Source organism: Pseudomonas sp. AGC41, from assembly GCF_057334555.1.
The window spans coordinates 25,696-37,308 of sequence record NZ_JBHFJB010000155.1; the positions used below are offsets into that span (position 1 = coordinate 25,696).

The following is an 11,613-nucleotide window of genomic DNA, read 5'->3' on the forward strand; positions in this document are numbered from 1 at the left end:
CCCCCCCCCCCCCCCCACAGGGTTGGCCCGTTTCCGATGGATTCGGGCTCATTTGGGATTGTCGCTTAGCGGAACAACACCGCCGTCTTCTGCAGGGTCACCCACACACCCCACGCCAGCGGAATGCCCACCACCAGCCAGGCGGCGATCGCCAGGGGCTTGGTGCCCGGTGCGGCTTTCCATTCCAGCGAAGTGGTGCTGTCGGCGCCCTTGTCGTGGCCCAGCGCTTGCTCTGCGGCCAGTTCGGCGTCGGTCATGAAGTACTTGTCGGCGACCGGGCGAACCATCAGGTTGCACAGGAAGCCCAGCACCAGCAGGCCGGCGAGGATGTACAGGGTGATGTCATAGGCCGCGGCGCGTTCAACGCCGATGCTCAGTTGATATTCACGCAAGTAGTTCACCAGCACCGGACCCAGCACGCCGGCTGCCGCCCAGGCGGTCAACAGGCGACCGTGGATCGCACCGACCATCTGCGTACCGAACAGGTCCGCCAGGTAGGCCGGCACAGTGGCGAAACCGCCGCCGTACATCGACAGGATGATGCAGAACGCCGCCACGAACAGCGCGACGCTGCCCAGGTGGCCCAGGCTCGGGATCAGCGCATACAGGGCGACACCCAGGGCAAAGAACACGAAGTAGGTGTTTTTGCGACCCAGGTAGTCCGAGAAGGAGGCCCAGAAGAACCGGCCGCCGATGTTGAACAGGCTCAGCAGACCGGTGAAACCGGCTGCAATGGCAGCGATCTGACCCAGTTGCGCGGCGTCCAGCTGACCGAAAGGCAGGTCATTACCGAGCAATTTGCCGCCGAACACTTCCTGCAGCAGTGGCGAAGCCATGCCCAGGATGCCGATACCGGCGGATACGTTCAGGCACAGCACCAGCCAGACCAGACGGAACTGCGGGGTTTTCCAGGCAACGTTCACGTGAACGTGGCGATGGGTGATCATCGCGTTCGCGGCTTTTTTCGGTGCTGGATTCCAGCCCTCAGGCTTCCAGCCGGTCGGCGGAACGCGATACGACAGGGCGCCACCGATCATAAACACGAAGTAGATCGCGGCCATCACCAGGAAGCTCTGCCATACGCCGACGTCGGTTGGCGTAGCGAAATGGCTCATCAGCGCTGCAGCCAAGGGTGCACCCACCATCGCGCCACCGCCGAAGCCCATGATCGCCATGCCGGTCGCCATGCCGCGCTTGTCCGGGAACCACTTGATCAGCGTCGAGACCGGGGAGATGTAGCCCAGGCCCAGGCCGATACCACCGATGACACCGGAGCCGACCCACATCAGCCAGATCTGATGGGTATAGATACCCAGCGCCGAAATCAGCAAGCCACCGCACCAGCACAGGGCCGATACCACGCCAGCCTTGCGCGGACCGGCATGTTCCAGCCAGCCGCCCCAGATGGCTGCCGAGCAACCCAGGAAAATGAAGAACAGGGTGTAGATCCAGCCGAGCATCGAGATCGGCCAGTCACATTGGGACGAAAAGACTTGCGAGATGAAGCTCATGTCCGGCGCGCAGGCTACCGGCTTGGTGATGCCCAAGGCTTTGGACAGCGGCAACCAGAACACCGAAAAGCCGTAGGCCATGCCGATGCACAGGTGAATGGCCAGCGCGGCCGGTGGCACCAGCCAGCGGTTGAAGCCAGGCTTGGCGATAATGCGTTCCTTGGAGAGGAACGCAGGCTGGTCGGCAATGCCGTCCGCCGTAATGCTCGTGCTCATTGTGTATCCCCCAGTTATTGGAATAGGTTCGCCAGCCACGCATCACCCTCAGTCTTCATTTGCACGCAGGCATGACTGTATTTTGCGGTGAAGCTCCATTTTGGTGCGACATCACGTCGCAGAAGGACGGGCGAACTGACAAAGGTTACCATTTGCTCGTGACAGAAAAGCCAAAGTGCTATCACCTTTTTTCTGTCATTCGTCTTATCGCGCCTCTTCTCACTTTCTGTAGGGCGTTCTTCGTTTATTTTTTCAGGAATTTTCATGCCCATCGTTGTCGAGCGTCTGAATGAAGCCACTGATCAGGATCATCAGGACCTGCAGAAAATCTACCAGGACGCGCCGGCCTGGCTGTTCGAGCCGTTCAGCGATGCCGGGCAATTGGTCAACAGTTGCCTGGCGGAAGGTACGCTGATTGCGGCACGGTTCAACGACCGACTGCTCGGCGCCGCACGCCTGCAACGGCACCAGGACGCTTGGTACTTGTCTCACCTGTGCGTAAGAAAGGTTACCCGTCGCCGTGGCGTAGCTGAGCGCTTGGTGAGCGAGGCACGGAGGATGGCTCGACAGGATGACGCCGGGCTTCGGCTCGAGGCACCGGCCGGGCATCTGGAGGCCCAGGCCTTGGCGGCAAAATTGAAGATTGCGCTGAATCAAAGCTGACTGGACATATCCGTGGCGAGGGAGCTTGCTCCCGCTGGGGAGCGCAGCGCCCCCTGAAGCTGTCTCCACGGTGTGCCAGGCGTCCTGATTCGCCTGGTTTGGGACTGCTTCGCAGTCCAGCGGGAGCAAGCTCCCTCGCCACGGTGAACCGCGCCTGCCGTTCCACCAGTGGAGAATCGAGAAACGATGACCCAACGCTCCACCAACCCGGGACGTTATACTCTCCGGTAAATTTGAACTCAACCTACAAGGATTCGCCCATGAAAGCGTTCGGCAAAATCCTGGGTCTGGTACTTCTCGGGCTGTTGCTGATCATTGTGGCCCTGGGCTTTGCCCTGACCCACCTCTTCGATCCCAACGACTATAAGGAAGAGATCCGCCAGATAGCCCGTGACAAGGCCCATATCGAGCTGACCCTCAATGGCGATATCGGCTGGAGCCTGTTTCCATGGCTGGGTCTTGAATTGCACGAAGCCAGCGTTGCGACCCTGGCCAATCCGACCCAACCCTTTGCCGACCTGCAGATGCTCGGGCTTTCGGTACGGGTGATGCCGCTGTTGCGCCGGCAAGTACAGATGAGCGACGTGCGGGTCGAAGGGCTGAACCTGCGGCTCAACCGCGACAAGAATGGCCATGGCAACTGGGAAGACATCGGCAAGGCGCCCGCCTCCACGACCGCTGCGAAGGCGCCGGCGCCAACCGAACAATCCGCTCCGCCTGCCAGCGCACCGGCAGAGAAACCGGCCCAGCCCACCCGCCTGGACATCGACAGCCTGACCGTGAACAACGCCCGGGTTGAATACAGCGACGAGCAGACCGGCAAGCTGTTTACCGCTGAAAGCATCCAGTTGAGCACTGGCCCGGTCCATGATTCCACCAATATCCCGGTTACCCTAACGGCTTTCCTGTCCAGCAACCAGCCGGCTGTTCGGGTGCGCACCGAGGTGACTGGCGAGCTGCGCTTTGAACGCGCGCTGCAACGCTACAAATTCGAAGACCTGAAGCTGTCCGGTGAAGCCACCGGCGATCCGCTGCAAGGCAAGACCGTGAGCTTTGCGGCACAAGGGCAACTGTTCCTCGACAAAGCAGCCAACGTCGCCGAATGGACCGGCATCAAGCTGTCGCTCAACCAGCTTCGCGCCCTGGGCGAGCTCAAGGTCAACGATCTCGACAAAACGCCGCAGCTGAATGGCGGCGTGTCGATTGCTGCATTCGACCTGGCAAGTTTTGTCGACAGCATCGGCCAGAAACTACCGGCGATGGCCGATGGCAGCCTGAGCAAGGTCGAGCTGGCGAGCCGCATTGCAGCCACACCGACCAGCGTCGAGCTCAGCGACATCAATCTGAAAATCGACGAGAGCAACTTCAGCGGTCGCATCGCCGTGGAAGACATTGCCAAGCAATCTCTGCGTGCCCAGCTCAAGGCCGACACCTTCAATGTTGATCGCTACCTGCCGCCAAAGTCCGCCGAAGCCAACAGCGCCAAGGCTGCCCGCGAGGCCGAAGTCAGCAGCACCGAGGCCAGCGCCATGGCCGGTGCCGGCAGCACACCGCTGCCAAGCGCCCCGACCCAGGGCGCGTGGAGCAATGATCGATTGTTTCCGGTGGAGCGCCTGAGCAAGCTTGATATCGATGCCGACCTGAACTTCGGCCAACTGACCCTCGACAAGCTGCCCATCCAGAATGCCGCGCTGAAGGCCACCGGGCTCGGCGGCCTGTTGACGCTGGAAAACCTGCGGGGCGATTTGTATAACGGCAACTTCGAAGCCAAGGGCACGCTGGACGTACGCCAGCCCACGCCGCAGTTGAGCCTGCAAACCCGCATCAACCGGGTGCCGGCCGACAAGATCATCGAAAGCCAGGGCAAGAATCCGCCCGTCAAAGGCCTGGTGACGCTCAACAGCGCCATCACCGCCAGCGGCAACAGCCAGAAGGCCCTGATCGACAGCCTGAACGGCAATGCCGGGTTCGTCATCAATGACGGCGTGCTGCTCAATGCCAACCTCGAACAGCAGTTGTGCAAAGGCATCGCAACGCTGAACCGCAAGAGTCTCAGCGGCGAACCGCGCGGCAAGGACACCCCGTTCCAGCAACTCGACGGCAACCTTACCTTCCATAATGGCGTGGCCAGCAATCCGGACCTGAAAGTGCGCATTCCCGGCATGAGGGTCAATGGCAACGGTGACATCGACCTGCGCGTATTGGGTATGGACTACCGCATCGGCGTCATCGTCGAAGGCGACAAGAGCGACATGCCCGACCCGGCCTGCCAGGTCAACGAGCGTTATGTCGATGTCGAGTGGCCGTTACGCTGCCGAGGCCCGCTGGAGCTGGGCGCGAAAGCCTGCCGCCTGGACAACGACGGGCTGGGCAAGGTCGCGGCGAAACTGGCCGGCGACCGCCTCGGGGACAAGATCGACGAGAAGCTCGGCGACAAGGTCAGCCCCGAGCTCAAAGATGCGCTGAAGGGGCTGTTCAAGCGATGACATCCGAGCAGTTTTCCAGCGCCGTATTGGATTGGTTCGACCGCCACGGGCGCCATGACCTGCCCTGGCAGCAAGACATCACCCCGTATCGGGTGTGGGTCTCGGAAATCATGCTGCAGCAGACCCAGGTCAGCACCGTGCTCAATTACTTCGACCGGTTCATGGCCGCCCTGCCTTCCGTCCAGGCCCTGGCCGCCGCGCCGGAGGATGAAGTGCTGCACCTGTGGACCGGGCTGGGCTACTACACACGCGCTCGTAATCTGCAGAAAACCGCGAAAATCGTCGTCGAGCAATATGGCGGCGAATTTCCCCGGGATGTCGAGAAGCTCACCGAACTGCCGGGAATCGGCCTATCCACCGCTGGCGCGATTGCCAGCATCAGTATGGGCCTGCGGGCGCCGATTCTCGATGGCAACGTCAAGCGAGTGCTGGCGCGCTTTACTGCCCAGGAAGGCTACCCAGGCGAGCCAAAGGTTGCGAAACAGCTCTGGGCCACCGCCGAACGCTTTACCCCTCAGGACCGGGTCAACGCCTATACCCAGGCGATGATGGACTTGGGCGCCACGCTCTGTACCCGCAGCAGGCCCAGTTGCCTGCTCTGCCCGCTGGAAAAAGGCTGCGAGGCCCACATGCTGGGCCTGGAAACCCGCTATCCGATTCCCAAGCCGCGCAAGGAAGTGCCCAAGAAACGCACCTTGATGCCGATGCTGGCTAACCGCGAAGGCGCCATCTTGCTTTACCGCCGCCCATCCACCGGCTTGTGGGGCGGTCTGTGGAGTCTGCCGGAACTCGACGACCTCGACGACCTGCAACACCTGGCCCTGCAACATTCGCTGGAGCTGGGTCCGCAACAGGCAATGCCAAGCCTGGTACACACTTTCAGCCACTTCCAGTTGGCAATCGAACCCTGGCTGGTCCGGGTCTGCGAAACCGGCCATCACGTGGCGGAGGCCGACTGGCTCTGGTATAACCTCGCCACCCCGCCGCGCCTGGGCCTCGCCGCCCCGGTCAAGACATTGCTCGAACGCGCGGCCGCTGTATTGAACGCAGGAGAGTTGCAATGACCCGCACCATCATGTGCCGCAAGTACAAAGAACAATTGGAAGGCCTGGAGCGCGCACCGTTTCCCGGCGCCAAGGGCCAGGACATCTACGACAACGTATCGGCCAAGGCCTGGGGCGACTGGCAAAAACACCAGACCCTGCTGATCAACGAAAAACGCCTGAACATGATGAATGCCGAAGATCGCAAATATCTTCAGGGCGAGATGGACAAGTTCTTTTCCGGCGAAGAATACGCCAAGGCCGAGGGCTACGTGCCGCCCTCCGAATAAGCTGCCCGGAGCGGGGGCGAATCGTAAGCGACGGTAATAGTTAAATATTTTTTGATAACTTGCTTGACGCCCCCCTGAAAAACCCGTTTAATGCGCCCCGTTGCCCAGATAGCTCAGTCGGTAGAGCAGGGGATTGAAAATCCCCGTGTCGGCGGTTCGATTCCGTCTCTGGGCACCAAATACCGAAAACCCCGATCAAGAAATTGATCGGGGTTTTTTATTGGCCAGGATTTCTTCCTGTGCGCTATCGACTCAGCTACATTCGTCCGCTCCCCTCCTCCTGCATGCGAGTCGACATGGATATCACCGGCATCCCCTTCGGCACCACCGACTGGTCAACCATCGAACCCACCGAACACAAAGGCATTACCGGAACCGCTTACTGGCGCACGCAGCATTTCGGCAGCGTTCGGGTACGGATGGTGGAATACACGGCCGGCTACCTGGCCGACCATTGGTGCACCAAAGGCCATATCCTGCTTTGTCTCAAAGGCGAGCTGAACACCGAGCTCGAAGACGGCCGGCAATTCCTGCTCAAGCCCGGCATGAGCTATCAGGTGGCCGACCAGGCCGAGCCTCATCGCTCCTCCACTCCATCCGGGGCGACGCTGTTCGTGGTGGATTGAGATTCGAAGCGCTCGCGTCGAAGCTGTAGGATAGATGGCCTTATTCATCAGGAATCCGACCATGTCATCGGCGAACAAACAGCAAAAACGCAACCAGCGCGCCAAGGAGAAAGCCAAGAAGAATCGCATTCAGCGTGCCGCTGCGCCGAACGACTTCCTGGATCCGAACGACGAGCGCATCGACCTGGAAACCGTGGACCTGTCGGACCTGTTTCGCATCATGAGCCTCGCCGAGAAGGTCAGCCAGAAAGCCATGTGCGAAGCGTTCCTGGGCCATCCATTGCTGGCGCTCGTGCTGGAGCAGGAAGGCGAGGAAGAAGCGACCGACTTCATCATCACCGCCTTGATCGAATACCGTCGCCTGACCACGGGTGTCGATGAGCAGACCGCCCTGGATTGGGTCGAAAGCAAGCAGTTCCAGGCTGACTATGTGGCCGCATCCCAGACGCTGACACAAGGTCAAGGCTGACTTCAGACTGCGGCTGGCGATGGATCACCCTCCTGGGACTCAATCTGTGACGCACTGCGTCACGCATTGAGTTGGACCCACTATCGAACACTGCTACGTGTCGAAAAAGAGAATGCACGCAGTTGGTACATGAACGAAGCCGCCACCCAGAACTGTTCCACCCGCGCCTTGGAGCGCCAGATCGGCACGTTCTATTACGAACGCCTCCTGGCAAGCCGCGACCGACCTGCGGTAGAGCAGGAAGCAAGCGCAAGGCGCTGGATTGTGAACGGGCGCGACTTGAGGAGTCGCCCCTCGAACGCAGCGACTTGAAGGAATGGAAGCCGACATCCAGGAGCGCATAAGCAATAAACCCATGTAATATTGATGCGTTTTTTTCAGCAACGCTCCAGCCAACGAGCGCCATTCTGCATGTCACCGGCCGCAACCCACCCCTCTTTGATCCAGGCATTGCGGACTGAAACCGCCGAGTTGCATGTCGCCTTGGAAAAACGCCTGCCATTTTTTTCGGAACGGCTGAACCTGGATCTGTACCGGCGCCTGATGGCGGCCTATTACGGTTTTTACCAGCCATTGGAACAACAGCTGCAGGTTTTGGCGCTGATTCCGTCCGGGCTGGACCAATCCCTGCGCATCAAGCTCCCGGTATTGCGGGCTGATCTCACGGCGCTGGGCATGGATGCTGCCGCTATCGAGGCGCTGCCCATTTGCCAGCAACTGCCGCAGATCGACTCCCGCGCGGCCGCCCTCGGGGTTTCCTACGTGCTGGAAGGAGCGACCCTCGGCGGACAGATTCTGCGACGCAGGGTGGCGGAGCAGCTTGGCCTGGATGCCTCCAGTGGCGCTGCCTTTCTCAATGTGTATGGTGAACTCACCGGCCGCCGCTGGAAGGATTTCCTCCAATACCTGGACGACAGGAACCTTGGCGAACCCCAGACGCTCGAAGTCACACGCGCCGCCAAGGCGACGTTTACTCATTTTGAACACTGGCTGGACAGCCAAAAGGTACTGCTATGAACCCGGAAAACCAGGAAGCCTTCGAAGAACTGCTGGCTAATTGCGCAGACGAACCGATTCGCTTCCCCGGCGCCATCCAGCCTCATGGCGTGCTGCTGATGCTGTCCGAGCCGGACTTCCTGATCCGTCAGGTCAGCGCCAACGTATTGCAGCTGATGGGACAAGATCCCAACAGATTGCTGGACCAGACGCTTGATGCACTGGTGGGACTGGAGCAGGCGCAAGCCATCCTCATTGCCTGTCACGCGGCCCCGGGAAGCGACAACGCGCCCGTAGCCATAGTCGTGAACCAGCAGCGTTTTGACGCCTTGGTGCATCGCCATCAGGGCGCACTGATCATCGAGCTGGAACAACACCTGAGCGACTATCGCCCCGAAGGCGTCAGCGGCGAGGCCAACCTGGGCCGCATGCTCCAGCGCCTGCAAAGCGCAAAAGACCTTCAAACGCTGTACGAGATCAGTGTGCGGGAAATCCAGGCCATGACCGGCTACGACCGCGTGCTGATCTATCGCTTCGAGGAAGAAGGCCATGGGCAGGTCATCGCCGAAGCCAGCGCGCCATCGATGGAGCTTTACAAGGGGCTGTTTTTTCCAGCCTCGGATATTCCCGAGCAGGCCCGTGAGCTGTATCGCACCAACTGGTTGCGCATCATCCCCAACGCCGACTACGCGCCGATACCCCTGGTGCCCGAACTGCGTCCCGATACCCAGGCGCCGCTGGACCTGAGTTTTTCGACGCTGCGCAGCGTCTCGCCGATCCACCGTCAATACATGAAGAACATGGGCGTGCTGTCGTCGATGAGCATCTCGTTGATGAAAGGCGAGCAGCTGTGGGGCTTGATCAGTTGCGGCAATCGCCAGCCGCTACTCGTGCCCCATGAAATGCGCATGGCCTGCCAGACCATCGGCCAGATCCTGTCACTACAGATCAGCGCCATGGAAACCCTTGAACTGACTCGGCAACGGGACGCCAAGCTCGCAGATCTCCAGGCACTCGCCGTCGCCATGGCCGAGTCCAGCGAAAACGTCTTCGATGGCCTGTGCCGCGAGCCACAACGTCTGATGGACCTCACCGGGGCCGGTGGCGTTGCGATCTTCGAGGACAACAAACTGCATCGTCACGGCCAGTGCCCGGAACCGGAGCAAATCCGCGAATTGCACAAGTGGATATTGGCAACAGGTCAGCCGGTTTTCTCTCACCATAACCTGGGCAGCGTTTTCGCCCCGGCCAAGGCTTTTCAGGATGTAGCGAGCGGTGTGCTGGCGATTCATCTGCCCAAGCCTGTGGAAAACGGCGTGCTGTGGTTCCGTCCCGAAGTGAAGCAAACCATCAATTGGAGCGGCGACCCGCAAAAACCCCTCGACCTGGAAGACAGCGAGACCGGATTACGCCTGCGGCCGCGCACCTCGTTTGAAATCTGGAAAATCGAGATGGACGGTATCAGCGCCAAGTGGAGCCATGGCGACTTGTTCGCCGCCAACGATCTGCGCCGCTCGGCCCTGGAAAATGATCTGGCCCGGCAGGTGCGCAAGGAGCGCCAGGCGGTGCAAGCGCGTGATGAACTGGTGGCGGTCGTGTCCCATGATTTGCGCAACCCGATGACGGTCATTTCCATGCTCTGCGGCATGATGCAAAAGGCCTTCAGCTCCGACGGCTCACACAGCTCGAAGCGAATTGCCTCGGCCATCGACACCATGCAACAAGCCGCCAGTCGGATGAATGCACTGCTGGAAGACCTGCTCGACACCTCGCGCATCGACGCCGGGCGCTACACCATCAACCCTCAGCCGATGGACGTCAGCCAGATATTCGAAGACGCGTGTTCGCTGCTCACGCCGCTGGCCTCCGCCAAGGCCATCGATATTTCTTTCCATGCCGAGCCCAACCTCAAGATCAGTGCAGATCCCGAGCGGCTGTTCCAGGTGCTGTCCAACCTGATCGGCAATGCCATCAAATTCACGCCGCAGCAAGGCACCGTGGGCATCAGCGCGATGTCGGTGGGCGATGAGATCGTGTTCAGCGTCCGCGATACCGGCGAAGGCATCGCCCCTGAACAGCTGCCGCATGTTTTTGACCGCTACTGGACCACCAAGGAAGGCAACCCGAATGGCACCGGACTTGGGCTGTATATTTCCAAGGGGATTGTCCAGGCTCATGGCGGTAAACTGCACGCCGAAAGCCAGCCAGGCCAGGGCAGCGAATTTCGCTTTACCGTGCCGAAAATCGACTGAGCCGGGCACCGCCCCCTAACGAATTGGAAACCGAAGCCCAATGGCCTCACTGAACAAACAGCAGAAACGCGCCAAGCGTGCCAAAGACAAAGCCAAGCAGATCCGCATGACCGGGCGAAAATCCATCCCGATGTATGGCGATCCGGCCCATGCAACCGCCCAGCCACCGGTCTACGTGCAGGAGTTGTTCGTCAAGCTGCGCGATGCCGAGGCCGTCAGCCGCAGCGAAATGCTCGACACATTGCTGGCAAACGTTAGCGAAATGATCATCGAGCGCCCGGGCCTGCTGGATCTGAAGAACGCCGAAAACGAGAGCATGGCCGCCACCAACCTGGCCGCCGACATGCTGGTGGACTACCGCATGTGGGTCGATGACATGGACCGCGAGGCGGCCCAGCGCTGGCTCAGCACGCCGGAGTTCATCAAGGACTTCAGCGAGGCGCTGGACCGTTATCGCCAGTCGATGGAAGAGCCCGCCGGCGAATAAGTTCGGGCTGGCTACTCGCTGCTGCTCCAGTGGAACACCAGCTTGCGCGCGGCTCCGCTGCCCACATCGGCGGTGTCGCGTCGCTCCTCCCCATTGCGCGTCGCCACCACGCTGTACTTGCCCGGCGGCAGTTGCACATACACCAGCGGGCCCGCATCGCTGAGCGTCAGTAATGTTTGTCCTGATGCGTTCAGCACAGTCACGTCCACATCCGGAACGTATTTGTTCTCCGGGCTGATCGCAAAAGTCATGTGCAAGTTGTAACCCTGGGCCTGCCCGATGGCCCGGGCTTCGTCTTCGCCGATACCGCCGGACAGATAAGTAATGCCGTTCTGCTGCATGGGTTGGATCTGGACGCCCGTCTTGTCGATGGGCGCGAGGTTGGTGGCGTTGAGGAAGATGGGAAATATCAGCGCGCCTAAAGCGACGAGGCGAGATAGCGAGTTCATGGCAACCACTCCTGATTTTGGACGCCATCGTTTGATCGATTATGAACACCGATGTTTAGATCGATTGGGAGTTGGTCCGAATGCCAGTTGGAATAGGCACGCTCATCCGGTTAACCCTTCCCACC

At 60.4% G+C, this 11,613-nt stretch carries 12 protein-coding genes, 1 tRNA gene and 1 pseudogene; 11 read left to right on the forward strand and 3 right to left on the reverse strand.

Features of this window, described 5'->3' with window-relative positions:
* Positions 1-65: 65 nt before the first annotated feature.
* Together ACE04F_RS26145 and ACE04F_RS26150 are read right to left on the reverse strand one after the other, a co-directional pair.
* Entirely contained in the window at positions 66-1,727 is a 1,662-nt protein-coding gene (locus ACE04F_RS26145; RefSeq protein WP_434602548.1) for an OFA family MFS transporter, read from the reverse strand.
* A 14-nt stretch (positions 1,728-1,741) separates the two neighbouring features.
* Positions 1,742-1,993 (reverse strand): hypothetical protein, encoded by a 252-nt coding sequence (locus tag ACE04F_RS26150; RefSeq protein WP_486110512.1) that lies wholly within the window; start codon positions 1,991-1,993, stop codon positions 1,742-1,744.
* Between ACE04F_RS26150 and panM the strand changes: the two genes are divergently transcribed.
* The 11 genes and pseudogenes from panM to ACE04F_RS26205 all read left to right on the forward strand — a co-directional run bounded on the left by panM (position 1,992) and on the right by ACE04F_RS26205 (position 11,039).
* The gene (panM, locus tag ACE04F_RS26155) at positions 1,992-2,390 is read left to right on the forward strand and encodes an aspartate 1-decarboxylase autocleavage activator PanM (protein WP_486110513.1); all 399 of its coding nucleotides are present in this window, start codon (positions 1,992-1,994) and stop codon (positions 2,388-2,390) included. The two genes, ACE04F_RS26150 and panM, sit on opposite strands and share 2 nt — an antisense overlap.
* Positions 2,391-2,650: 260 nt before the next feature.
* The gene (locus ACE04F_RS26160) at positions 2,651-4,876 is read left to right on the forward strand and encodes an AsmA family protein (RefSeq protein WP_486110514.1); all 2,226 of its coding nucleotides are present in this window, start codon (positions 2,651-2,653) and stop codon (positions 4,874-4,876) included.
* Positions 4,873-5,940, forward strand: a complete 1,068-nt coding sequence (gene mutY, locus ACE04F_RS26165; protein WP_486110515.1) for an A/G-specific adenine glycosylase — start codon at positions 4,873-4,875, stop codon at positions 5,938-5,940. Before ACE04F_RS26160 ends, mutY begins: the two co-directional genes overlap by 4 nt.
* Positions 5,937-6,209, forward strand: coding sequence for an oxidative damage protection protein (locus tag ACE04F_RS26170; RefSeq protein WP_003186755.1), 273 nt, complete (start codon positions 5,937-5,939; stop codon positions 6,207-6,209). Before mutY ends, ACE04F_RS26170 begins: the two co-directional genes overlap by 4 nt.
* A 102-nt stretch (positions 6,210-6,311) precedes the next feature.
* Positions 6,312-6,387: transfer RNA gene (locus ACE04F_RS26175), tRNA-Phe, on the forward strand.
* A 118-nt stretch (positions 6,388-6,505) separates the two neighbouring features.
* A complete protein-coding gene (locus ACE04F_RS26180) occupies positions 6,506-6,835 on the forward strand; it encodes a DHCW motif cupin fold protein (protein ID WP_434570261.1) in 330 nt (109 codons plus the stop codon).
* A gap of 61 nt (positions 6,836-6,896) precedes the next feature.
* Positions 6,897-7,304, forward strand: a complete 408-nt coding sequence (locus ACE04F_RS26185; RefSeq protein WP_486110516.1) for a hypothetical protein — start codon at positions 6,897-6,899, stop codon at positions 7,302-7,304.
* A gap of 42 nt (positions 7,305-7,346) precedes the next feature.
* Positions 7,347-7,553: pseudogene (locus ACE04F_RS26190) on the forward strand (DUF1016 N-terminal domain-containing protein); the annotation flags it as partial.
* A 162-nt stretch (positions 7,554-7,715) separates the two neighbouring features.
* Positions 7,716-8,321: a biliverdin-producing heme oxygenase gene (locus tag ACE04F_RS26195; RefSeq protein ID WP_486110517.1), complete on the forward strand. Its 606-nt coding sequence runs from the start codon at positions 7,716-7,718 to the stop codon at positions 8,319-8,321.
* Positions 8,318-10,552: an ATP-binding protein gene (locus tag ACE04F_RS26200; protein WP_486110518.1), complete on the forward strand. Its 2,235-nt coding sequence runs from the start codon at positions 8,318-8,320 to the stop codon at positions 10,550-10,552. Before ACE04F_RS26195 ends, ACE04F_RS26200 begins: the two co-directional genes overlap by 4 nt.
* Before the next feature lie 40 nt (positions 10,553-10,592).
* Entirely contained in the window at positions 10,593-11,039 is a 447-nt protein-coding gene (locus ACE04F_RS26205; RefSeq protein WP_434602541.1) for a hypothetical protein, read from the forward strand.
* 11 nt (positions 11,040-11,050) lie between these two features.
* Here the strand turns inward: ACE04F_RS26205 and ACE04F_RS26210 are convergent, their stop codons facing one another.
* A complete protein-coding gene (locus tag ACE04F_RS26210) occupies positions 11,051-11,488 on the reverse strand; it encodes a carboxypeptidase regulatory-like domain-containing protein (RefSeq protein WP_486110519.1) in 438 nt (145 codons plus the stop codon).
* Positions 11,489-11,613: the final 125 nt, after the last annotated feature.

Excerpts from the sequence above, each read along its gene's own strand:
- ACE04F_RS26145 (WP_434602548.1), bottom strand. The coding sequence starts at position 1,727 with ATGAGCACGAGCATTACGGCGGACGGCATTGCCGACCAGCCTGCGTTC.
- panM (WP_486110513.1), top strand. The coding sequence starts at position 1,992 with ATGCCCATCGTTGTCGAGCGTCTGAATGAAGCCACTGATCAGGATCAT.
- ACE04F_RS26150 (WP_486110512.1), bottom strand. The coding sequence starts at position 1,993 with ATGAAAATTCCTGAAAAAATAAACGAAGAACGCCCTACAGAAAGTGAG.
- ACE04F_RS26160 (WP_486110514.1), top strand. The coding sequence starts at position 2,651 with ATGAAAGCGTTCGGCAAAATCCTGGGTCTGGTACTTCTCGGGCTGTTG.
- mutY (WP_486110515.1), top strand. The coding sequence starts at position 4,873 with ATGACATCCGAGCAGTTTTCCAGCGCCGTATTGGATTGGTTCGACCGC.
- ACE04F_RS26170 (WP_003186755.1), top strand. The coding sequence starts at position 5,937 with ATGACCCGCACCATCATGTGCCGCAAGTACAAAGAACAATTGGAAGGC.
- ACE04F_RS26180 (WP_434570261.1), top strand. The coding sequence starts at position 6,506 with ATGGATATCACCGGCATCCCCTTCGGCACCACCGACTGGTCAACCATC.
- ACE04F_RS26185 (WP_486110516.1), top strand. The coding sequence starts at position 6,897 with ATGTCATCGGCGAACAAACAGCAAAAACGCAACCAGCGCGCCAAGGAG.
- ACE04F_RS26195 (WP_486110517.1), top strand. The coding sequence starts at position 7,716 with ATGTCACCGGCCGCAACCCACCCCTCTTTGATCCAGGCATTGCGGACT.
- ACE04F_RS26200 (WP_486110518.1), top strand. The coding sequence starts at position 8,318 with ATGAACCCGGAAAACCAGGAAGCCTTCGAAGAACTGCTGGCTAATTGC.
- ACE04F_RS26205 (WP_434602541.1), top strand. The coding sequence starts at position 10,593 with ATGGCCTCACTGAACAAACAGCAGAAACGCGCCAAGCGTGCCAAAGAC.
- ACE04F_RS26210 (WP_486110519.1), bottom strand. The coding sequence starts at position 11,488 with ATGAACTCGCTATCTCGCCTCGTCGCTTTAGGCGCGCTGATATTTCCC.